Here is a 21,810-nt window from a genome sequence, read left to right as displayed (position 1 = left end):
AGCGCCTCAAAAGCGCCAAACATAGAGTGCCGGACCGTGCTCTGTGGTAACTATGGTCTTGTCGGGCGGGCAATCGGCAATTTCAAACTCATAACTGATGAGCAAGCTTCCGGGCCGCATTTCCCGCGACGCCTTGGCCCACAAACCCGGCATGGCGGCGGGCGACAGGTAGGCAAACACCAGGTCGTAGGTGCTGAAATCAAGCGTTTCGTAATCGCCCCGGATGAACCGGGCGGCGCTGCCGCTGATCTTCGCGCGCAGCCGCGACAGCAGCCATGGCACCGGCGCCAGTTCAATCCCGGTCACCAGCGCATCGGGGCGCGAACGCGCCAGGTGCAGCGCCATGCCGCCCAGGCCGCTGCCAATATCGATCAGGTTCAAGCCCGGCCGGCGCGGCAATTCCCGCTCCACCGCCTGCCACACGGCCGCGCCCGAGTTATACAGCGGCACCTGGGTGCGGTAGGTCGACCAGTACACCCCCAGCAACAGCAGGAACACGAGCAAGTAGAACAGCGGCGGCAAGGCCAGCGCCAGCGCCAGCAGCACGGCAATCGGAAACACGAACTGGATCACGCGCCACCAGGGCGCCAGCCCCAGCTTCCACGTAAACACCAGCGCAACAAAACCCTGCACCACGGCAAAGCTGGCAAAGGTTACCGGGATGCGGGCGGCGCCGAGCACACTGAGCAAAAAGTAAGTGGTCGGCAAGGCGGCGAGCTGAATCAGCGCCGCCCGCACCGCCGGAATGGAAAAGAAACGCCCCCAGCTCAAGCGAGCACTCCGAACCGAACTCGGTAGGGCGGTTTGGCGAAACGCCAAGCCGCCGGGCGCGCCACGAACAAACACAAACACCGGTGCAGCCGAGGAGCCAACGCCGGTGTCATGGAAGATAAATGCAGGATCACGCCGCCTGCGACTCCGCTTCCTTGGCTTTCTTGGTCTTGCCCGCCCGCGATGGCATATGGCACAGGCCGCACACGTAGCCGCCATTCAAGTCCATCGCATCGACCACGAACTTGCCCTGGCACTTGTTGCATGGCTCCAGCTTCAGCATGTCGCTGTTAAAGAAGCGCACCAGGGTCCAGGCCCGGGTCAGCGACAACACCGGCTCTTCGCCCGGCGCCGGCGGCATTTGCTCGAGGTACAGCTGGTAAGCCTTCATCACGGCATGAATGCCGGTGGCGCCCGCATGGGTCACCAGGAAGTGGTGGATATTAATAAACAGCGACGAGTGGATATTCGGTTGCCAGGTCAGGAACCAGTCGGTCGAGAAAGGCAGCATGCCTTTCGGCGGCGACACCCCCTTCAATTCCTTGTACAGCTTGAGCAAGCGTTCACGCGACAGCGACACTTCCGATTCCAGCAACTGCAGGCGCGCGCCCAGGTTGATCAGCTCGATGGCCAGCTGGATTTCCTGCGCTTCGGTGACGACGCTTTTCTTGCTCATAATATTCCCCAAGCTTAGGCGATTTCTTCGACTGGCTGGCCGGCCATCAGGATGGCGGCATGCGATTGGGCCAGCGAACGGTCCTTATTGTAATTGGTCAGCATGCCCAGGATGGCGCCGTCATCGAAGCGGAAGCGGGCCAGCATCATGTTACCGCCTGCTAACTTCAAGATTTGCGCATTGCTCATGCTTTCGATCAGGTCGGCGATATCCGCCGAGATGCCGAGGCGGAAGATGGCGGTCACCTTGTCCGCGCGGATCATTTGCTGCGCCAGCATCAGGTAGCTCAGGTTTGCGTCGCGGATCTCAGCCATCATGTCATTTGCAGTCATTTTCCATCTCCTCGGTAGGTTTCAACGCAATTGCGTTTCCGTTGAGATACATTCTGCTGGAGCGGACTGGTAGGGAGAAGTGGACGACTTCTGTATTTTGCGTCCGGCAACGGCGGACACGCCCTGTCAGCCTTTGTCTGACAAAGGCAGGGCGATTAGGGTGCAACGCCAGTATTGGCGCGGGTTTGCGGGGTGTCGGACAGCAATCTGAAACCTGTTTTTAAAGTCGTAAACAGCGATGGAAAACTGACTCTTTTTAACGACATCTAACCCGGTAACGGCAGGGTTTTCAGGAACTTTAGGGTTTTCATCAAAAAAATTTAAAAATTTTTCGATTCCCACACCGGTTCCATACGCGCTTTTCCGCGTATCTAAAATTGGTAACGGCGCGGGTTGAAGGAACTTTAGGGTGAATTTAAAAAAATTTCGAAGAACATCAAAAATTCTGCAATTTCGCATAAACTCAAAATCTATGACGGCACTAATCGATAAATCTAGTATATTTCACCGATCATTTCCGCTCTCCGCTAAAAATTGCTAAACTTCAGCTTCCAATTAGATTAAACCTAAACTATCTCCCGTCATGACTACCCGTAACGACTGCCTTACCCGCGACGCGCAAGATCCGCTCGCGGCCTTGCGCGACCAGTTCGACTTGCCGGCCGGCGTCATCTATTTGGATGGCAATTCGCTGGGCGCCCGTCCGACAGCGTCGCTGGCCCGCGCCCAGCACGTGATCGGCCACGAATGGGGCAAGGATTTGATCCGCAGCTGGAACACGGCCGGCTGGTTCGACCTGCCCAAGCGCCTCGGCAACCGCCTGGCGCCGCTGATCGGCGCGCGCGACGGTGAAGTGGTGGTCACGGATACCACGTCGCTGAACCTGTTCAAGGCCCTGGCGGCCGCCATCCACATGCAGGCGCAGCATCCCGAACGCGGCGGGCGCCGCGTGATCGTCACCGAGCGCACCAACTTCCCGACCGACATCTACATGGCGCAGGGCCTGTCCAGCTGGCTGGACCGGGGCTACACCGTGAAACTGGTCGACAGCGCGGACGAGATCCCCGCCGCCCTCGATGGCGACACGGCGGTGCTGATGCTGACGCACGTGAATTACCGCACCGGTTACCAGCACGACATGGCCACCCTCACCCGCCTGGCGCAGGATGCCGGCGCGCTGGTGGTGTGGGACTTGTGCCACTCGGTGGGCGCGGTGCCGCTCGACCTGCATGCGGCGGGCGCCGACCTGGCGGTGGGCTGCACTTATAAATACCTGAACGGCGGCCCCGGCTCGCCGGCCTTCATCTGGGTGCCACGGCGCCACCAGGCCGCCTTTACGCAACCGCTGTCCGGCTGGTGGGGCCATGCCGCGCCGTTCGCGATGGCGCCGGACTTCGCGCCCACCGAAGGCATCGGCCGCGCGCTGTGCGGCACGCAACCGGTGACATCGCTGGCGCTGGTCGAATGCGGACTGGAAGTGTTCGAGCAAACCAGCATGGAAGCCATCCGCGCCAAATCGCTGGCGCTGACGGATTTGTTCATTGAACTGGTGGAACAGCGCTGCGGCGGCCACCCGCTGGGCCTGGTGACGCCGCGCGAACATGCGCGCCGTGGCAGCCAGGTCAGCTTGACGCACCCGCATGGCTATGCGGTCATGGCGGCGCTGATTGCCCGCGGCGTGATCGGCGACTACCGCGAACCGCAGATCATGCGCTTCGGCTTCACGCCGCTCTATACCAGCTACGCCGACGTGTGGGATGCGGTGGACATCCTGAAACAGATCCTCGACAACGGGGAATACGATGTGGCCGCCGAACGTGGCGCCGTGACTTGAGGAATGCAGTGATGACCGACAACACCAACGATAATGGCGCCAACAGCGGCGGCGGCTGCCCGTTCCACAGTCCCGCCCCGGCCGCCGCCGGCAACGCCACAGCCGCCGGCGACGCCCAGTGGCACGGCGCGCAAATGGATTTCAGCAAATCCATGAGCTATGGCGATTACCTGGGGCTGGACCGTATTTTGACGGCGCAGCACCCGCTGTCGCCGGAACACAATGAAATGCTGTTCATCGTCCAGCACCAGACCAGTGAATTGTGGATGAAGCTGATGCTGCATGAAATGCACGCGGTGGTCGCCAACATCCAGGCCGACAATTTGCCGCCCGCCTTCAAGATGCTGGCGCGCGTGGCCCGCATCATGGACCAGCTGGTGCACGCCTGGGATGTGCTGGCCACCATGACGCCGCCTGAATACACGGCGATCCGCCCCTACCTGGGCGCATCCTCCGGCTTCCAGTCGTTCCAGTACCGCGAGATCGAGTTCATCCTCGGTAACAAGAACCCGAACATGCTGGCCGTGCATGAAACCGCGAACGAGAACCACGCCCGGCTGCAAAATGCGCTGCGGTCGCCGTCGATTTACGATGAAGCGATCCGCCTGCTGGCGCGCCATGGCCTGCACATTGCGCCGGAACGGCTGAACCGCGACTGGTCGCAGCCGACCGTCGCCGACGAATCCGTCAAGGAAGCCTGGCTGGAAGTCTACCGCGACCCGCAAAAGCACTGGGCGCTGTATGAACTGGCGGAAAAGCTGGTGGACATGGAGACCGCATTCCGCTTCTGGCGCTTCCGCCACGTCACCACCGTGGAACGCATCATCGGCTTCAAGACCGGCACCGGCGGCACCGCCGGCGTGTCGTACCTGCGCAAGATGCTCGACGTGGTGCTGTTCCCGGAACTGTTTGCGTTGCGCACGGCGCTGTAACCGCGCAGCCCCGCTCACAGCGGGCGGGGCCGCGCCTTATTTGCCGCCCAGCGCCTTGCCGGTGTCGGGCGACACACCGAGGCGCCGCAGCGTGCTGCGTTCCGCCTGCTCCACCGTCTCACCCGCCGCGTCCAGCTCTTTCTGGGCCTGCACCACTTCTTCGAGCATGGCGCGGTACAGTTTCAAGTCCGCATCCGACGCGAACAGCAGCACGCCATCCTTTTCTTCCAACTGCCCCAGACGCGATTCCGTCAGCGCCAATATGCGGCGGTAGGCGTCCAGCATGTGGCGCTGCGATTCACCGAATTTGACGAAATAGTTATAGATCCGGCTCAGTGGCACGTGCATGCTGCCCAGGAAGCGCTCCTTGGCGGGGAAGTCAAGGCGCCGCATCCCCTCTTCGCGGTCGCGCAACCCTTCGTTTATTTCCGCCAAAAACTGCTCCACCACGACTTCACTGCGGTCGACCGACGCCCGGCTGCGGGCAATGCCCTCCCGGCTCACCAGGCTGCGCGGTTCCAGCACGTGTTCGATGCCGGCCTTGTCCAGTTCGGACTGCAGGGTCAGGCTGGCAACGCGCCACCGGCGGCAACTGCGCAGCACCACATCCACCATGCCATCCATGAACGAGAGCCCCACCCGCTCTGGCCGGATGTCCGGCACCGGCTGGCCGGGAGGGCTATTCTTCAGTTCCAGCACACCCTTGACCAGATTGCTCAAGGTACGGGTTTCCAGCTGATCGACGAATTCATTCATCCAGGCTTTGCCATCGACCCGCAAGTCTTCATTGATGGCGGCCTGCACCTGCTTCAACTTGCGCATGGCCGGCGCATTTTCCGCCATCGTCAACTGCCGGCGCTCTTCCGGCGTGAATTGCAGCGGTGGCTGCGGCCTGCCCAAGTGGCGGGCGGTCGCCGACGCCAGCATCTTGCGCGCGCCGCTGGTGCGGAAAATGCGCGCGAGTTCGATCGCGGTCGGCTCATCCAGGTGGCGCCCGTAAATGGGCATGTAGCGGCGATTGATATCGTCGTCGGTGAGCTGCGCCATGAACACATCACCCAGCTCTTTGGCTGGCCCGGCAGGCAAGTTTGCCGCGCGTATGCCCGCGCGCATCAGCGCCGGCACTTCCAGGATCGCAAAGATTTCCCGCAGCGCCGCGGTATGGGCGCGGGTCAGGACCGGCGCGGCGGCTGGCGTCGATGACGCCACCGCCGGCGTTTCGGCCGCCAGTGCACTGTGCGGCAAGGCCACGGAAAGCAAGGCGGCGATGACGGCCAGACGCAGATGTTTCATTCATTACTCCCAAAAATAATATCGGTTCACGGCTTGGCCAGGCGCGCCAGTTCATGGCGCGCGGCGCCGTGATAATTGCTGTTCAAGACCTTTTTATCCAGCGCGTTCTGGAAATACACCCTGGCGCGCATGCTGTCGCGTTTCAACGCGTAATACTTGCCGGCATAAAAATAAGCTTCGGTCAGGCGCGCTTCCAGCAGCCGCCCGGAAGCGCCACGGCCCGCCGCCGCCAGCATGCGTTCCGGCGTGCCCCGGCCCGAAAACATGTCTTGCACGGCGGCCAGCCAAGGCGCGCCGTCGGCGGCAAGGTCCGGCGCAGCGGCGCCGGCGCTGGCGGCGGCGCCCTGCTCCTGCAACTGGGCGATCGCATGCCAGATCGCCATGCGCTGCCGCTCCTCGCCCTCGCTTGCCTTCGTCATGGCCCGCGCAAATTCCGCACGCGCCGCCGCCGCCTTGTCCTGGTACAGCGCCGCCATGCCTTTGCCGCTGAACGCGGCCACCTCGTCACTGCCGCGCGCGATGGCCCTGGCATAATCGCCCTCGCCTTCCCGGAACTTCCCGGCCTGCAGCAGCACGTCGGCCCGGCAGCGCAACATGTCGGCAGCCTGCGGCTGCCGCTGCACCGCCAGGTTGGCATCCTTCAGCGCCTCGCCGGAGCGTCCCAGGTAAGCCAGCACCATGGCCCGCTCGCACAAGGCGATGCCAGTGTCGGCGCCCGCCAGTTCCGCATCGGCCAGCCCGCGGTTGATGGCGGCCAGCGCTTCGTTCAGTTTGGCTTCGACCGACAGCGGCGCCACCGGCGCGGCGCCCATGTGCTCCTTAAAGACGCGCAAGCCACCACCCAGCATGTCGCCGAGTTTCTGCGCGTCGGCCAGGTATGCCTGCAATTGCTCCGGTGGCACGCGGTCCGCCGCCAGTTTCAATCCGAACTTCACGCGCAAGGTGCGCCCGCCTGACACCACGCTGCGCTCGGAGGAAAACGCGGGATTGCTGATGGGACTCTTGTACTCGCTCTCCGGCATCGCAAAGGCGGCAGGCAACACCAGTTCCAGTTCATATTCCGCGTCCCCCGGGAAAGCCGACAAGGCAAACGGGAACGCACGTTTGGCACTGGCCGGCGTGGGTACCATATCGAGCAAGTTGGACGGCACATAATTCATGCTCCAGCCCTCGGCATTCGGCGTAAATAGCTTACCCAAGCGGTAGCGCGCCTCGATGCGCAGCAGGTTGCGCCGGCGGTCATCCTGCACCACCGGCTCGCCCAGCAACTCCGCATCCGGATAGCGCTTGACCAGCATGCCCTCGTAAGCCTTGCGCAACTGTTCCTTCGTCATCCGCAGCAGGCTGACACGCGCATGTTCCGCGTCCACCCCTTCCATGCCGGTCGTGACCACCATCGTTGCCGGCTGGTCCATGGCGTCCACCGCGATCCGTTCACTGCGGAGATAACGGCCTGCCGCCGCCGCATCGGGCGCGGGCACCACCGCCAACCCCGCGCTGCCGGCTGTTACCGGCAACACCTGGTTACCCGCGTGCACCTGGCCCATCCGCGCCAGCTCGCCATGCTGGCCCTGGCGCGTCGGATCAACATAGTACTCACGCCCCTGCAGGCGTACGCGGACAATGGCGTGGTCGAACAGCGCGGGGCTGGGCAGCATCTGGTCCAGGCCCTTGCGCAGGGTGGTCGATACCAGCACCGGCTCGGCGGCGATGCCCAGTTCACGCAGCATGGCCACCATCAACAGGGACTTGTCCTTGCAGTCGCCATAGCGCCGCTCCAGCACCCGCTGTGGCGGGAACGGGCGGTGCGAATTCTGCCCCAGTGCGATCGACAGGTAGCGGATGTCGCTTTGTACGAATTCCAGCACTTGCGCCACGGCCGCCTCGCCATTGCCGGCCGCGCGCGCCTGGATCAATGCCGCGCGGATGCCCGGGTCGGCCTGGTAGGAAAACAGCCCCAGCGCCCAGGTATTGACTTCCTGCCAGCTGGAAAATTCAGAGAACTGCAGCCAACGGAACGGATGCACATCGCGCGGCACATCGGATTCCCCGAGAACGGCAGGCATGCCACGCGCTTCCAGGGTCAGGATGCGGCGGCCATCGACGTGGCGCTCGGCCTGGCTGGCGCTGGCGCCACCTTGCGGGCCGATGAAGCGGTAATGAATGACGCGGCGCTCCGGTGCATCCAGGATCACCCGCCGCAAGCCAACCGGTACGCTGGACTCCCACGCCGTCGCATAAAAGAACTTGTTGGCGAAGACAGGGTTATCCCCCGATATCGTGTACGCCATTTCCAGGGTATCGCCGACCCGCACATCGGCATTGACGATGGCGGCCGTGACGGTGCCGGAATAAATGCCATTGTCCAGTTCGCGCTCACGTTGCAAGAAGCGGATATCCGCCGCCCCCAGCTTGTCGATGGTCTTGCCATCACGCACGATGCGCAACAGGTGCAGCTGCACTTGCTGGAATTCCGGCTGAAACTCGATTTCCACTTGGCCCAGCACGCCCAAGCTGGACGCTTCATGCGCCGTAAACGCCTTATGCACATAGACGGCGCTGCGTTCATCGAGGCGAATCTGGGTATCGCCGAGCCGCATGCTGAGCGGGCCGCTGGCGGCCGCCGGCGGCAACTCGCCGAGCGGGCGCACCCAGGCCGGCGCCGGCTGTCCGCGGCTGAACGCCCGTTCGGCCAACTGGCTGGCCGTGGGTGGGGCATCCTGGGCACGGGCGCCAGGCCCGGATAACAACAGGCCGCATAACAGCAGCATCATCGAGGCAAGTGTCTTCATTGCAACATAATAGCATATTACACAACATGCTCTCAGGAAACTCCGACGCCGTTGAGATCACGCTCACCCCATCAGGTATTGATGGCACACAATGCAATATTTCAATATTTGCATTCTTTCTTGTGCTGTCTATAGTGAATGGACTGGTTCCCATCCTTGAAAGGTCTCCTCTCAATGAAAACCTCGTTCCCCACCCTGGCTGCGGCATCGCTGTGTGCGCTGCTGGCCGCCGGCAACGCCGCGGCGGCATCCACCAGCTACTACGCCACCCTGTCCGGCGCGGCCGAAGACACGCCCAACGCCTCGCCCGGCATCGGCGGCACCGTCGTCACCTTCGACCTGACCGCGCACCTGCTGAGCGTCGATGTGTCCTTCCTCAGCCTGGCCGGCCTCAGCACCGCCGCGCACATCCACTGCTGCACCGCCTCGCCCCTGGCCGGCCTGGCCGGCGTGGCGACGGAAACCCCGTCGTTCGGCAGTTTCCCGACCGGCGTGTCCGGCGGCATTTATTCAATGATGTACGACACGTCGCTGGCCGCCAGCTGGAATCCCGCGTTCATTGCCGCCAACGGCGGCACCACGGCGGGCGCCGAAGCGGCCTTCAGCGCGGGGCTGAACGCGGGGTCCGCTTACCTGAACATCCATTCCAGCGCCTATCCGGCCGGTGAAATCCGCGGCTTCCTGATCACGGCGGTGCCGGAACCGGGGCAATGGGGCATGTTGTTGCTGGGCTTGCCGGCAGTGCTGGCGCTGGCGCGGCGGCGGCGGGACTAGGCGGAGGCCAGGGCCGTCAACGCGGCCCGCACCCGGCTCGCCCTGCGATACATATATGCGCACGGCAAGGCATAGAGCAGATACAGCAGAAACGGGGCAGCTTGGCCCCATTCGGCCGCCACAAAGGCGGTCATGGAGAAACCCGCGATCAGCTGGAACATCCAAATGCCACGGGCAGGCGACGCCACCTCGCCAGAGGCATGATTGATCCAGCCTTGCAGCGACGTCCAGTCGCCTGGCCGCTCAAGGAGGGCGGTAATTTCCATGCCGGGCTCAATGGCCGGCCAGCCCGGGACGCATAGCGAATAATGCTTACTGGCGCCGGCAGCGAAGCCAAATTCCGTAAATCGTCCATACTGCCCGCGACGACGCTCGGCGCTGAATACCTGGTCAATTTTTACAGTAGTCAGGTGCATCTGGGTTTATATACGCCTTATCAGCAGATTCCTGCCCAAGTGTCACAGGCGGTACGTATCCGGCGCATACGGCAATTCTTGCGGCAACAACCGCCGCGCCTCTGCCGCGCTCCCCTCTTCCAACAGTCCATGGATGCGGTGCGCCAGCGGTGTCACATCCGTGACGCGCTGGATCCATTGGTTGACATACAGTTCAACCGCCTGTCCGCTCAAGCCAATTTGAATAGCACGGTGCGGTAACGGCTGCAAATGCAGGTCGCGCTCGGGGTCCCACTGAATGCGCACGGGTGCCTTGTCCTTCGCCCGCTCCCATTCCTCCTTGCTCATCGACGGATCGGCATGACTCAGGCAACTGTGGGCCAGCGCCCATTCCAATCCGTCCCGGGATATGTCGATTGCCAGGATGCGGTTTTGCCCTGCATCCTTGAATCCCCAGCCTGCCCGGTACATCATCCAGAGAAATGATGGCTTAATCCAGGTCATGCGCTCCATTTTGAACGGCGGCGAGACAAAGGTGCCATTGGCCAGTGCGCTATCCGCAATGGCATCGGAATAGGCCTGGTAGACACGAATGGTCGTATCGTCATAAACCGCCCGGATCTGTCGCTGGGGCGGGCTGTCGATGGCATGTTGTGGCTGGTCGTATTCGGTCATCATCAATAACATTCAAGTAAAAAAGCCGGCACTTCTCGCGAAGGTCCGGCTTTTACGAAGCGCGGCAGCGGCCGCGCCATGCTGGGCAGCTTATTTACCCAGCAACATCTCGTTAATCCGCTTCACAAACGCAGCCGGATCGCTCAGCGCACCGCCTTCCGCCAGCAGCGCCTGGTCGAACAGGATGTGCGACCAGGCGCCAAACTGGGCGCTGTCCGCGTTTTCATACTTCAGGCGCGTGACCAGCGGGTGGTTCGGGTTGATTTCCAGGATCGGCTTCGATTCCGGCGCGGCCTGGCCCGCCGCTTTCAGCATGCGCAGCAAGTTGCCCGACAGTTCGTGCTCGTCGGCCACCAGGCAGGCTGGCGAATCGGTCAGGCGGAACGTGACGCGCACGTCCTTGGCTTTGTCGGCCAGCGCGCCCTTCATCTTTTCAACCAGTTCCTTGTACGAGGTTTCGGTTTCCTCGTGTTCCTTTTTCTCGGCTTCGTCTTCCAGCTGGCCCAGGTCCAGGCCGCCCTTGGCGACCGACACCAGTTCCTTGCCGTCGAACTCCGTCAGGAACGACAGCATCCATTCATCGACGCGGTCGGTCAGCAGCAGCACTTCCACGCCCTTCTTGCGGAAGATCTCCAGGTGCGGGCTGTTTTTCGCGGCCTTGAAGGAATCGGCGGTGACGTAATAAATCTTGTCCTGGCCTTCCTTCTGGCGCGCCACGTAATCAGCCAGCGCCACGGTCTGCTCTTCGGTGTCGTTGTGGGTGGACGCAAAGCGCAGCAGCTTGGCCAGGCGCTCCTTGTTGGCCTCGTCCTCGCCCATGCCTTCCTTCAGCACCTGGCCGAATTCGGTCCAGAACGTCGCGTATTTATCCTTTTTATCCTGCTCTTCCGCATTCGCCAGGTCTTCCAGCATGCCCAGCACGCGCTTGGTCGAGCCTTCGCGGATGGCTTTCACGTCGCGCGACTCTTGCAGGATTTCCCGCGATACGTTCAGCGGCAGGTCGGCCGAATCAATCACGCCTTTGACGAAGCGCAGGTAGGTCGGCATCAGTTGCTCGGCGTCGTCCATGATGAACACGCGCTTGACGTACAGCTTGATGCCGCCACGCTTGTTGCGGTCCCACAGGTCGAATGGCGCCTTGGCCGGGATGTACAGCAGTTGCGTGTATTCGCTGCGGCCTTCCACGCGGTTGTGGGTGTAGGTCAGCGGCGCGCTGAAGTCATGCGAGACGTGCTTGTAGAATTCCTGGTACTGCTCCGGCGTGATGTCGGACTTGCTGCGCGCCCACAGCGCGCTGGCCTGGTTGACGGTTTCCAGCTCGTCCTTGACCACGGTTTCGCTTTTCTCCGCGTCCCACTCTTCCTTGTTCATCACGATCGGCAGCGAGATGTGGTCGGAGTACTTGCGGATGATGGATTTCAACTTCCACGACGACAGCAGTTCCTCTTCCCCTTCGCGCAGGTGCAGGATGATGTCGGTGCCACGGTTCGGCTTGTCGATTTGTTCGACGGTGAAATCACCCTCGCCGCCGGATTCCCAGCGCACGCCGTCGGCGGCATCCGCGCCGGCACGGCGGGTTTCCACCGTGATCTTGTCGGCCACGATGAAACCGGAATAGAAGCCCACGCCGAACTGGCCGATCAGGGCGGCGTCCGCCTGCTGGTCGCCGGACAGCTTGCCGAAGAATTCCTTGGTGCCGGACTTGGCGATCGTGCCCAGGTGCGCAATGGCTTCTTCGCGGCTCATGCCGATGCCATTGTCGGAAATCGTGATGGTCTTGGCCGCCTTGTCGAAGCTGACCTTGATCTTCAGTTCGGAATCATTGCCATACAATGCGTCATTGTTGATGGCTTCAAAGCGCAGTTTATCGGACGCGTCGGAGGCGTTCGAAATCAGTTCGCGCAGGAAGATTTCCTTGTTCGAGTACAAGGAGTGGATCATCAGTTGCAGCAGTTGTTTAACTTCTGCCTGGAATCCCATGGTTTGCTTGGTGTCAGCCATTTTTACCTCAATAGTCTTATCAATCTGTCGGGGGTGTTGCTAATTGTTGCGTGAGCCCCCGGCAGATAAGGCTGGCGCCAGCGATTTCAAGAGCTTGCAGGCAATTAATTTCAGCCTGGCTTAAGAAACACCACGGCGCCGCTGTTGGCCAGCTAAACTGCCGTGCCGGGCGCCAGCACGGCGGATGGTTCCAGGACTGGCATACGGGCATCCGCCACCGCGCACTCGACCCGATTGCGCCCGCCTTGTTTGGCCGCATACAACGCGGTGTCGGCGCGCCGCAGCACGCAGTCGAATTCGCCGTCGCCGGGCACGCGCACCGCCACGCCGATCGATACCGTCAGCGACAGCGCCAGCCCGCCGGACATGAATGGCGCGTCCGCCACGGCCCGGCGCAGGCGCTCGCCTGCCGCCTGCACGGTATCGGCCGACACGTCGTCGAACAAGACAACGAATTCCTCACCGCCCTGCCGCGCCGGCAATTCCGCTTCGCGGCACGCCATTTCCAGCCGCGCCGCCACGTGCTTCAGCGCGGCGTCGCCGACGTCATGGCCAAAGCGGTCATTGATGGATTTGAAATGGTCGATATCGATCACGCCAAGCCCGAACCCCCGGCCGTTCCCGCGCGCCTGCTCGAAGCGCTGCGCGCCCGCCTCGGCCAGGGTGCGGCGGTTGGCCAGGCCGGTCAGGTAATCGGTCGAGGCGGCGCGCTCCCACTGGCGGCGGATGCGCTCGGAACACATCAGCAAAAACGCCGTGGTGCCGATCACCGGCATGATGGACACCACCACCGGCGACGCCATGTTGATCCACAAGCTGCCATCGAGGCCGGAGTAGTCCGGCTTCATGCCCACCGTCAGGAACCAGCCGAGGCGGAACACCACCGTCACCAGCAAGACGACGAAGGTGCCGGCCATCACTTGCCGGCTCCACGCGCGGTCGCGCCGGCTCTGCGCCAGCAATTTGCGGATGCACAGCGCCAGCAGCACGGCCCACACCAGCGAGACCACCACCATGCGTCCCATCGGGTCGGGCGCCACACCGGTAAACCAATACACGCCCAGCACGCCCGCCGTGACCGGCGCCAGTTGCAGCCAGCTGCGCGGCATGCCGTAAAACTGGCGCAGCGCGTACCAGTAACAGGTAAAGCCGCCCATCACCAGCCCATTGGCCAGCGGCAGCACGACACTGTGCGGCAGCGAATCCTGCACCATGAACATGGCGCAGCCGCACGCGTGCAGCAAGGTGCCGATGCGCCAGGTCACGGCGCTGGGTCGCAGGCTGGGCGGAAAATCCCGGTGCATCAGGCCCAGGACACCGCCATTGGCCATCATCATCAGCGCGCCGAGCAGGTAAACGGTTGCAGGTTCCATCCGGGGAAGTGAAAGTAGTGACGTGAGGAAACACGCTATTCTACTACTAGTTTTTCAACACTTTTCCCAAAAACCGCCACACGGCCGGCTCCTGCATGGCCGCGATATTCAAACGCATATACCGGGACGGCAACTGGCTCGGTGAAAACAAACTGCCCGGCGCCAGCAGCAAATCCTGCGCCATCGCCTGCGCCGCCAGCACGTTGGTGTCGCACCCGGCATCGACCCACACGAACATGCCGGCCGCCGGCGCCACGTCCACCTTCAGCCCGACCCGTTCCATCTGCCGCACCGTCCTGCTGCGCAATTCATCGAGGCGGCTGCAAATGCGGTCCGTGTGTTTGCGCAACGTGCCTTCCGACAGCACTTTATAGACCACCCGCTCGCCGATTTCACTGGTGGTCAGCGTCTGCAGCATCTTGCGGTCGGCCAGCCGCTGGGCCCGCTCGTGCGAGGTGGCGATGTAGCCGACCCGCAAATTCGCCGCCAGGGTCTTGGAAAAGCCGCCCAGGTAAATCACGCGCCGCAACTGGTCGAGCGCCGCCAGCCTGGTGGCCGGTTGCACCGCCGGCCCCGGGTGTAAATCGCAATAAATATCGTCTTCCACCACCAGGAAATCGTGCTCTTCGGCCAGGCGCAGCACCTGGAACGCCTTGGCGGCCGACAGCGACGTCGAACTGGGGTTGTGCAGCACGGAATTGATCACGTACAGCTTGGGTTTGTGGAGCGCGGCCAGCTGCGCCAGCACCTGCAAGTCCGGCCCGTCGGCCAGGCGCGGAATGCCGACCACGCGCGCGCCGAGCGCGGCAAAGGAACCGAACATCAGGAACCACGCCGGGTCGTCGACAAAGATGGTGTCGCCCGGCCGCGTGAATTCGCGCGCCACCATGTCGAGCGCCTGCGTCACGCCGGCCGTGGTGACGATCTGTTCCGGCGCGGCGCCGATTTCCAGCGCCGCCAGTTTTTCCTGCAATTGCTGGCGCAGCGGCAGGAAACCTTGCGGTACGCCATAGTTGACCAGGGTGCCCGGATGCTGGCGGCTGATGGCGCGCAGCGCGTTGGCGATGCCGGCGCCGTCGAGCCATTCCGACGGCAGCACCCCGGTGCCCGGCATTTGCTGGTACGGCGCCTGGCGGAACATGTTGCGCACCAGCCAGGTGACATCCATGGGCGCGCTGGCGCTGTCGCGCGCCGCTTCCGGCGGTGCGGCCCGCGCCACCGGCGCGGCGCGCTCGCGCACATAAAACCCCGCGCCCCGGCGCGATTCCAGGTAGCCGCGCGCCACCAGCCGGTCATAACTGGCCACCACGGTGAACGGCGACACGCCGTGCGCCTGCGCAAAAGCGCGGATCGACGGCATGCGGGCGCCGCTGCGCAACACCTTGTCGTCGATGCGGGCCGCCACCGAGCGCACGATCTGGTCCGCCAGCGGTTCGCCCGATTCACGCGACAGCAAGGCGATCAGCGGCATTGTATTGGTCATGGCACCCATACAGTTCTAGAAGTTAAGTGCACAAGTGTATTGGCACTGTATTGGTTATTTCTTCTAGTATAGGCCCATTCCCGTTCCACAGAAAGCAGACCATGCACCCGACGATCGCCACCACCGCGCACCGCGCTCCCCGCCTCAGGGATGAAACCACCGGCATGCTGCTGGGCCTGGCCGGGGTCGTGATTTTCAGCCTGACGTTGCCGTTCACCCGCATGGCGGTGGCTGGCTTCGATCCCGCGTTCGTCGCGCTGGGCCGGGCCCTGGCCGCCGCCGTGCTGGCCGGCGCGTGGCTGGCGTGGAACAAGGCGCCATGGCCGCCGCGCACCGCATGGCGGCCGCTGGCCTGGGTTGCGCTTGGCTGCGTGGTGGGCTTTCCGTGGCTGACGTCATGGGCGATGCGCTCGCTGCCGGCCTCGCATGGCGCGGTGCTGGTCGGCATGCTGCCGCTGGCCACCGCCGCCTACGCGGCGCTGCGCGGCCATGAAAAACCGTCGCCCGCGTTCTGGCTGATGGCGGCCACCGGCACCGCGCTGGTGGCGGGCTTTGCCCTGCTGCAATCGGGCGGCGCGTTCCACCTGGCCGATATCGCCGTGTTTGCCGCCGTGCTGCTGGGCGCGGCGGGTTATGCCGAAGGCGGCAAGCTGGCGAAAACCCTGGGCGGCGAACAAGTGATCAGCTGGGCGCTGCTGCTGTCGCTGCCGCTGGTGGCGCCGATGGTGGCCTGGCTGGTGTGGGTGGATGGCGCGGCGATTGCCACCGCCGGCTGGAAACCGTGGGCCGGGTTTGCCTACATCTCCGTGTTTTCCATGTATATCGGCTTCTTTTTCTGGTACCGCGGCATGGCGCTGGGCGGCGTGGCGCGGGTGGGCCAGGTGCAGTTGTTGCAACCGTTCCTCAGCATGGCCGGCGCGGCATTACTTTTAAGTGAAACCATCAGTTTGAGCAATATTCTGTTTGCTTTGGCGGTAATTTCCGTAGTTGCTACGGGCCGGCGGACGCGGATACAGGCATAGAAAGACGTACAATATCGGCTTCCCGGATTTAACACTTCACAGGAATGACCATGTCTGTATACGAAAAACTCAAAGCGCTGGATATCACCTTGACCGCCCCTGCCGCCCCTGTCGCCGCCTACGTCATGTACGTACAGACCGGCAACCTGGTGTACCTGTCCGGCCATATCGCCAAGAAGCCGGACGGCACGGTCTGGGCCGGCCAGCTGGGCAAGAACATCAGCACCGAAGAAGGCGCGCAAGCGGCGCGCGGCGTGGCCATTGCCATGATCGGCACCCTGCAGGCCGCCTGCGAAGGCGACCTGACCCGCGTCAAGCGCATCGTCAAGCTGACCAGCCTGGTCAACTCGACCGCGGACTACACCGACCATCACCTGGTGACCAATGGCGCGTCGGAACTGATCGGCGAAGTCTTCGGCGATGCGGGCAAACATGCCCGCGCCGCCTTCGGCGTGGCGCAAGTTCCGCTGGGCGCGTGCGTTGAAATTGAAATGATTGCAGAGATCGCCTGATACCGTAGGGCGGTTTCCGCGTAGCGGAAGCCGCCATGCGTGCGTAACCGCCAGCGCCGGGAGCATCGAAATGCTGGCATGGCGGCTTTGCTGTCGCAAAACCGCCCTACAACAGACACGGCGGCGCTTATCCAGCACCGACCACATCGGCCGCCACAAGCGTGCCTAGTTAATAGAAGAGACCAACATGAAAATCGAGAACCCGAACCCCATCCAGTGGCGCTTTTCCGAACGCGCGGCCCAGCTGCAGAGCTCGTTTATCCGCGAGATCCTGAAGATCACCCAGCAACCGGAAATCATTTCGTTTGCCGGCGGCCTGCCATCGCCCGCCACCTTCCCGGTGGACGTGATGAAGGAAGCCTTCGACAAGGTGCTGACCGATTCCGGCAAAGTCGCGCTGCAATATGGCCCGACCGACGGCTACCTGCCGCTGCGCCAGTGGATCGCCGACCGCCTGTCCGAAGGCGGCGCGAAGATTGTGCCGGAACAGGTGCTGATGGTGTCGGGTTCGCAGCAGGCGCTGGACTTGCTGGGCAAGGTGCTGATCGATGAAGGCAGCAAAGTGCTGGTGGAAACCCCGTCCTACCTGGGCGCGCTGCAAGCGTTCTCGGTGTACCGTCCGGACTTCGTGTCCGTGGACACCGACGAGCACGGCCTGGTGCCGGAATCGCTGGACCGCGTGGCGCAAGGCGCCCGCCTGCTGTACGCCTTGCCGAATTTCCAGAACCCGACCGGCCGCACCCTGTCGCTGGAGCGCCGCCACCAGCTGGTGGAAACCTGCGCCCGCCTGGGCCTGCCGCTGATCGAAGATGATCCGTATGGCGCGCTGAGCTACAACGGAGCACCGCTGCCGAAGATGGTGGCCATGAACCCGGACGGCGTGATCTACATGGGGTCGTTCTCGAAAGTGCTGACGCCGGGCATCCGCCTCGGCTACGTGGTGGCGCCGCTGGGCCTGATCCGCCGCCTGGAACTGGCGAAACAGGCGTCCGACCTGCACACTTCGCAGCTGACGCAAATGGTGGTGCACCATGTCGTCAAGGAAGGCTTCCTGGATCAACACATTCCGACGATCCGCCAGCTGTACGGCGACCAGTGCCAGGTGATGCTCGACGCGATGGACCAGCATTTCCCGAAACAGGTGACGTGGACCCGTCCGGAAGGCGGCATGTTCATCTGGGTCACCCTGCCGAAACACATCGACGCGATGGCTCTGCTGGACGAAGCCATCAAGAACAAGGTGGCTTTCGTGCCGGGTTCGCCGTTCTATGCCAACGCGCCGGAAACCCACACCCTGCGCCTGTCGTTCGTGACCGTGCCGCCGGAACGCATCCGCGCCGGCATTGAAATCCTCGGCAAGCTGATCGCATCCAAACTGTAATCGGCTCGCGGACAGACGGGCCGGCACGGCTTGTCTGTCCTGAACAACTTTAATCCCCCATTGCATACAATCTCGTTGCCAATTTGCAACGACTGTAGTTTTGCCATTTAGCACAACTACCAACGATTACAGTGTTTTTAGCAGTAACTTCGCATTCGTTCGACACATCTGCGAAATTCGCGTGTTATCGCGATGCTATCAGGAATGTTTTTTTACAAATTGCGTTTGGCAGGCGGTATGATTTGGACAGACAGTCACTTCGACCCCAGTGAGACGCAATGATTACAGGCGGTGCCAGCTACGTGCCGCGGCGTGAAGCCGCAATCCTGATTGTCGACGACGCGCCGGCCAGTCTCAGTGTCTTGCGCAAGCTGATGGTGGAACAGGGTTATCAAACCTATGTCGCCACATCGGGTGAACGGGCCGTACAAATTGCAAAACGGGTCCATCCCGACCTCATCCTGCTCGATGTGGTGATGCCCGGCATCGATGGACTGGAAACGTGCCGCCAGCTGAAAGCGCATGCGCTGACACAGCATATCCCGATCATCTTCATGAGCGCCCGCACCGAGACGGAAGACGTGGTGGCGGGCTTTGATACGGGCGCGGTCGATTACATCGGCAAGCCGCTGCGCATGGCCGAAGTATGCGCCCGCGTGCGCGCGCAACTGCAAATCCGCAACCGCACGGAAACCCAGCAAGAGCAGGCGGAACGGTTGCGCACCATCGTCAACAGCATGGCCGAGGGCTTGCTGATCATTGAACCCAGCGGCCGCGTGCAATTCACCAATCCCGCCTGCGACCAGTTCCTGGGCTACAAGGAAGGCGAACTGGCCGGCAAGACGCTGGACGATTTGCTCAACCCGCTGGTGGCGCAGGAATACCTCGATTACTTTGCCCGCTACGCGGCCAATCCGGAAACCGCCCACAGCCATGGCACCCGCGAAGTCATCATCCGGCACCGCCAGGGCACGTCGGTCTGCATGGACCTGACCCTGACGCCAATGTATTCGCGCCAGCCGCTGTTCATCGGCCTGCTGCACGACATCACGCACCACAAGATGTCCGAAGATGCGCTGCACCGCGCCGCCATGGTGGATCCGCTGACCAAGATCGCCAACCGCCGCCACTTCGACACCTTCCTGGAAAAGGAATGGCAGCGCGCCATCCGCAGCGGTTCGCCGCTGTCGCTGGTGGTGCTCGACGTCGATCACTTCAAGCTGTACAACGACAGCCTGGGCCACGCGGCGGGCGACATTTGCCTGCAGCAGGTGGCGCAAGCCATCAATGCCCACGCGCTGCGCGCCACCGACCTGGCGGCCCGCTATGGCGGGGAAGAATTCGTGCTGCTGTTTGCGGAAACCGATGCCGATGCCGGCTTTGCCCTGGCCGAGTCGATCCGCAACCACGTCGAAGCGCTGCAATTGCCGCACCCCCGCTCCATCACCTCGCCCTGGATCACAGTCAGCGTGGGCGTGTCCACCGTCCACCCGCACCAGATGGAAAACGTGGAAGCGCTGTTCATTGCCGCCGACCGCGCCATGTACGTGGCCAAGGAAAACGGCCGCAACCAGGTACGCTCAAGCCGCGCCAGCCCGGCCGCCATGGGCACGGTGGACATCTCGGCGCTGGCCAGCCACTGAGCCAGGCTTGTTAACAAATTCTGTGGACAAGTATGTTAACAAGCCCCTCCCAAAACACCCAAGTCATTGTATTTAAAAGAAAAACTTATGCTGATTGAATTTTAATCAGTTGGACTTATGCACAGCGGGCGCTTTCCGTCATCCCCTGTCAACCTTAAGAATTGTTAACAGTTTCTGTGGACAAGGTTGTTAAGAAGCCTGCACTCCACACGCTAAGTCACTGTTTTTAAACAATAAAGTTTTCCTGACTAATTTATCAGCAGCGGCCTCAGCAGCGCTCCGGATACCCGGTGATATCGGCGATTTCCGCATACATCGGCTGCAAGCGCTTGTACATCTTCAGGTACACGCGCTGGTACAACTGTTCATAGATGCGGGTCGCGTCAAGGTTGGGCTGGAACACCCGGCCCGGACGCGTCATGGCGCGGATCGCGGTGGCGAAATCCGCATGCAGGCCCAGGCCGGCCGCCACGGCGATCGCGGCGCCCAGTCCCGAGGTTTCATACACGTGCGCGCGCGCCGCCGGCAGGCCGAAGATATCGGCCGACAATTGCATGGCCGCGTCGCTTTGCGAGCCGCCGCCGGCAATGCGCAATTCCGTGATCGGCACGCCGCCGCGCTTTTCTATCCGTTCTTTCCCCTCGCGCAGCGCATAGGCCAGGCCTTCGAGGATCGCGCGGTACATGTGCGCCCGCGTATGCACGTCGCCAAAACCGATCATCGCGCCCTTCGCTTCCGGCCCCGGCACCTTGATGCCCGGGCTCCAGTACGGTTGCAGCATCAGGCCCATCGAACCGGGCGGCACCGCGTTGACCAGGCGGTCGAACAGTGCTTCCGGCGCTTCGCCGGTTTCCATCGCCACCGCCTGTTCGCGGTCGCCAAACTGTTCCTTGAACCAGTTGACCATCCAGAAGCCACGGAAGATCTGCACTTCCGTGCTGTAGGCGCCGGGGATGGCCGCCGGATACGGCGGGATGAACGGCGTGACTTCGAGGTATTTGGTGTTGGTGGTGTTGATGGTGGCCGTGGTGCCGTAACTGAGGCAGCCGATGTGCGGCTCCAGGCAGCCGGCGCCGATCACTTCGCACGCCTTGTCGGCGGCGGCCGCCACCAGCGGCGTGCCTTCCGGGATGCCGGTCGCGCGCGCCGCTTCCGCCGTCACGGCGCCCATCACGGTGCCCGGCGCCAGCAATTCCGGCAGCATTTCGGGACGCACCGCCAGCGCCTGCCATTTCCAGTCGCGGCTTCCCGCCCACTGGTGGCGCTTGTAATCGAACGGCATGTACGCCACTTGCGAGCCGGTGGAATCGGCCATGCGGCCGGACAGCTTGTAATTCAGGTAGCCCGACAGCAGCAGCACTTTATGCGTGGCGTCCCAGATCGACGGCTGGTGCGACTTGATCCAGTTCATTTCCGCTTCGCGGCGGAAGTAATTGATGGTGCCCTCCACCCCGGCCAACTTGAACGCGGCTTTCCACAGCGGGCCGATCGGCGGCACGTCGTCGGTGCGGCGCTGGTCCAGCCACGTGATGGCGGGCCGCAGCGGTTTGCCGTCCTTGTCGACATTGATGACGGTGCCGCGCTGGGTGGTGACCGCCACGCCCTTGACATGGGCGCGGGTGTCCGGATGCTCCGCCCACAAGCGCTGGCACGCCACGCCGACCGCACGCCAGTAACCTTCCGCGTCATGCTCGGCCCAGCCGGGATGGTCGGAGTAATAGGCCTGCAAATGCACCTGCGTCTTGGCGACCAGGTTGCCGGCCAGGTCAAACAGCAGCGCGCGCACGCTCTGGGTGCCATTGTCGATGGAAAGGAGGTAGGGACCGGACATGCGAAGTCTCGTTGGTGGTTTCAGTGATGATACGGCGAATAAGGGGGATGTGCGTACGCGGCCGATGTCGCGACCACGGCCGCGGCCGCG

General features: G+C 62.8%; 19 protein-coding genes. 7 read left to right on the top strand and 12 right to left on the bottom strand.

From position 1 onward, the window contains the following. Positions 1–6: 6 nt before the first annotated feature. The 4 genes from AC1RRC_RS22030 to AC1RRC_RS22015 all read right to left on the bottom strand — a co-directional run bounded on the left by AC1RRC_RS22030 (position 7) and on the right by AC1RRC_RS22015 (position 2,121). Positions 7–771: an SAM-dependent methyltransferase gene (locus AC1RRC_RS22030; RefSeq protein WP_493057664.1), complete on the bottom strand. Its 765-nt coding sequence runs from the start codon at positions 769–771 to the stop codon at positions 7–9. A gap of 130 nt (positions 772–901) precedes the next feature. Further along, entirely contained in the window at positions 902–1,447 is a 546-nt protein-coding gene (flhC, locus tag AC1RRC_RS22025; RefSeq protein WP_493057663.1) for a flagellar transcriptional regulator FlhC, read from the bottom strand. 14 nt (positions 1,448–1,461) lie between these two features. After that, positions 1,462–1,779 carry a flagellar transcriptional regulator FlhD gene (gene flhD, locus AC1RRC_RS22020; protein WP_493057662.1) on the bottom strand — a complete coding sequence of 106 codons (318 nt, stop codon included), beginning with the start codon at positions 1,777–1,779 and terminating at the stop codon, positions 1,462–1,464. Between the two features lie 126 nt (positions 1,780–1,905). Then, positions 1,906–2,121: a hypothetical protein gene (locus AC1RRC_RS22015; RefSeq protein WP_493057661.1), complete on the bottom strand. Its 216-nt coding sequence runs from the start codon at positions 2,119–2,121 to the stop codon at positions 1,906–1,908. A gap of 241 nt (positions 2,122–2,362) precedes the next feature. Here AC1RRC_RS22015 and kynU point away from each other — a divergent pair, with 241 nt between their 5' ends. Then, positions 2,363–3,613: a kynureninase gene (gene kynU / locus AC1RRC_RS22010; RefSeq protein ID WP_493057660.1), complete on the top strand. Its 1,251-nt coding sequence runs from the start codon at positions 2,363–2,365 to the stop codon at positions 3,611–3,613. Positions 3,614–3,624: 11 nt separating this feature from the next. Then, positions 3,625–4,545 (top strand): tryptophan 2,3-dioxygenase, encoded by a 921-nt coding sequence (gene kynA, locus AC1RRC_RS22005; protein WP_493057659.1) that lies wholly within the window; start codon positions 3,625–3,627, stop codon positions 4,543–4,545. A gap of 36 nt (positions 4,546–4,581) precedes the next feature. Here the strand turns inward: kynA and AC1RRC_RS22000 are convergent, their stop codons facing one another. Then, entirely contained in the window at positions 4,582–5,838 is a 1,257-nt protein-coding gene (locus AC1RRC_RS22000; protein ID WP_493057658.1) for a hypothetical protein, read from the bottom strand. A gap of 26 nt (positions 5,839–5,864) precedes the next feature. Further along, positions 5,865–8,630, bottom strand: coding sequence for a DUF3857 domain-containing protein (locus tag AC1RRC_RS21995; RefSeq protein ID WP_493057657.1), 2,766 nt, complete (start codon positions 8,628–8,630; stop codon positions 5,865–5,867). Between the two features lie 174 nt (positions 8,631–8,804). On the opposite strand from AC1RRC_RS21995, the gene AC1RRC_RS21990 reads away from it, so the two are divergent. Further along, positions 8,805–9,404, top strand: coding sequence for a CHRD domain-containing protein (locus AC1RRC_RS21990; RefSeq protein ID WP_493057656.1), 600 nt, complete (start codon positions 8,805–8,807; stop codon positions 9,402–9,404). On the opposite strand, the gene AC1RRC_RS21985 is transcribed toward AC1RRC_RS21990, so the two are convergent. The 5 genes from AC1RRC_RS21985 to AC1RRC_RS21965 all read right to left on the bottom strand — a co-directional run bounded on the left by AC1RRC_RS21985 (position 9,401) and on the right by AC1RRC_RS21965 (position 15,331). Then, positions 9,401–9,820, bottom strand: coding sequence for a hypothetical protein (locus AC1RRC_RS21985; protein WP_493057655.1), 420 nt, complete (start codon positions 9,818–9,820; stop codon positions 9,401–9,403). The two genes, AC1RRC_RS21990 and AC1RRC_RS21985, sit on opposite strands and share 4 nt — an antisense overlap. A gap of 42 nt (positions 9,821–9,862) precedes the next feature. After that, a complete protein-coding gene (locus tag AC1RRC_RS21980; RefSeq protein WP_493057654.1) occupies positions 9,863–10,477 on the bottom strand; it encodes a DUF4291 domain-containing protein in 615 nt (204 codons plus the stop codon). An 87-nt stretch (positions 10,478–10,564) separates the two neighbouring features. Then, positions 10,565–12,475, bottom strand: coding sequence for a molecular chaperone HtpG (gene htpG, locus AC1RRC_RS21975; protein WP_493057653.1), 1,911 nt, complete (start codon positions 12,473–12,475; stop codon positions 10,565–10,567). A 152-nt stretch (positions 12,476–12,627) separates the two neighbouring features. Further along, on the bottom strand, positions 12,628–13,848 hold the full coding sequence (locus AC1RRC_RS21970; protein ID WP_493057652.1) for a GGDEF domain-containing protein: 1,221 nt from the start codon (positions 13,846–13,848) through the stop codon (positions 12,628–12,630). Positions 13,849–13,894: 46 nt separating this feature from the next. Continuing rightward, entirely contained in the window at positions 13,895–15,331 is a 1,437-nt protein-coding gene (locus AC1RRC_RS21965) for an aminotransferase-like domain-containing protein (protein WP_493057651.1), read from the bottom strand. A 101-nt stretch (positions 15,332–15,432) separates the two neighbouring features. On the opposite strand from AC1RRC_RS21965, the gene AC1RRC_RS21960 reads away from it, so the two are divergent. The 4 genes from AC1RRC_RS21960 to AC1RRC_RS21945 all read left to right on the top strand — a co-directional run bounded on the left by AC1RRC_RS21960 (position 15,433) and on the right by AC1RRC_RS21945 (position 19,889). Next, a complete protein-coding gene (locus tag AC1RRC_RS21960) occupies positions 15,433–16,353 on the top strand; it encodes a DMT family transporter (RefSeq protein ID WP_493057650.1) in 921 nt (306 codons plus the stop codon). Positions 16,354–16,403: 50 nt separating this feature from the next. After that, positions 16,404–16,865, top strand: coding sequence for a RidA family protein (locus tag AC1RRC_RS21955; RefSeq protein WP_493057649.1), 462 nt, complete (start codon positions 16,404–16,406; stop codon positions 16,863–16,865). A gap of 187 nt (positions 16,866–17,052) precedes the next feature. After that, on the top strand, positions 17,053–18,246 hold the full coding sequence (locus AC1RRC_RS21950; RefSeq protein WP_493057648.1) for an aminotransferase-like domain-containing protein: 1,194 nt from the start codon (positions 17,053–17,055) through the stop codon (positions 18,244–18,246). Between the two features lie 278 nt (positions 18,247–18,524). Next, entirely contained in the window at positions 18,525–19,889 is a 1,365-nt protein-coding gene (locus AC1RRC_RS21945; RefSeq protein WP_493057647.1) for a diguanylate cyclase, read from the top strand. 268 nt (positions 19,890–20,157) lie between these two features. Here the strand turns inward: AC1RRC_RS21945 and AC1RRC_RS21940 are convergent, their stop codons facing one another. Then, positions 20,158–21,720: an FGGY-family carbohydrate kinase gene (locus tag AC1RRC_RS21940; protein WP_493057646.1), complete on the bottom strand. Its 1,563-nt coding sequence runs from the start codon at positions 21,718–21,720 to the stop codon at positions 20,158–20,160. Between the last annotated feature and the right edge of the window lie 90 nt (positions 21,721–21,810).

The organism is Pseudoduganella sp. GW821-FHT12E03 (genome assembly GCF_058807115.1).
Note: the sequence above shows the minus strand (reverse complement) of the source record. Positions and strands in the feature narration are given on the sequence as shown.

Bases quoted from the DNA above. Each gene is read 5' to 3' on its own strand.
- flhC (WP_493057663.1), bottom strand. From the start codon at position 1,447: ATGAGCAAGAAAAGCGTCGTCACCGAAGCGCAGGAAATCCAGCTGGCC.
- flhD (WP_493057662.1), bottom strand. From the start codon at position 1,779: ATGACTGCAAATGACATGATGGCTGAGATCCGCGACGCAAACCTGAGC.
- kynU (WP_493057660.1), top strand. From the start codon at position 2,363: ATGACTACCCGTAACGACTGCCTTACCCGCGACGCGCAAGATCCGCTC.
- kynA (WP_493057659.1), top strand. From the start codon at position 3,625: ATGACCGACAACACCAACGATAATGGCGCCAACAGCGGCGGCGGCTGC.
- AC1RRC_RS22000 (WP_493057658.1), bottom strand. From the start codon at position 5,838: ATGAAACATCTGCGTCTGGCCGTCATCGCCGCCTTGCTTTCCGTGGCC.
- AC1RRC_RS21995 (WP_493057657.1), bottom strand. From the start codon at position 8,630: ATGAAGACACTTGCCTCGATGATGCTGCTGTTATGCGGCCTGTTGTTA.
- AC1RRC_RS21990 (WP_493057656.1), top strand. From the start codon at position 8,805: ATGAAAACCTCGTTCCCCACCCTGGCTGCGGCATCGCTGTGTGCGCTG.
- AC1RRC_RS21985 (WP_493057655.1), bottom strand. From the start codon at position 9,820: ATGCACCTGACTACTGTAAAAATTGACCAGGTATTCAGCGCCGAGCGT.
- AC1RRC_RS21980 (WP_493057654.1), bottom strand. From the start codon at position 10,477: ATGATGACCGAATACGACCAGCCACAACATGCCATCGACAGCCCGCCC.
- htpG (WP_493057653.1), bottom strand. From the start codon at position 12,475: ATGGCTGACACCAAGCAAACCATGGGATTCCAGGCAGAAGTTAAACAA.
- AC1RRC_RS21970 (WP_493057652.1), bottom strand. From the start codon at position 13,848: ATGGAACCTGCAACCGTTTACCTGCTCGGCGCGCTGATGATGATGGCC.
- AC1RRC_RS21965 (WP_493057651.1), bottom strand. From the start codon at position 15,331: ATGACCAATACAATGCCGCTGATCGCCTTGCTGTCGCGTGAATCGGGC.
- AC1RRC_RS21960 (WP_493057650.1), top strand. From the start codon at position 15,433: ATGCACCCGACGATCGCCACCACCGCGCACCGCGCTCCCCGCCTCAGG.
- AC1RRC_RS21955 (WP_493057649.1), top strand. From the start codon at position 16,404: ATGTCTGTATACGAAAAACTCAAAGCGCTGGATATCACCTTGACCGCC.
- AC1RRC_RS21950 (WP_493057648.1), top strand. From the start codon at position 17,053: ATGAAAATCGAGAACCCGAACCCCATCCAGTGGCGCTTTTCCGAACGC.
- AC1RRC_RS21945 (WP_493057647.1), top strand. From the start codon at position 18,525: ATGATTACAGGCGGTGCCAGCTACGTGCCGCGGCGTGAAGCCGCAATC.
- AC1RRC_RS21940 (WP_493057646.1), bottom strand. From the start codon at position 21,720: ATGTCCGGTCCCTACCTCCTTTCCATCGACAATGGCACCCAGAGCGTG.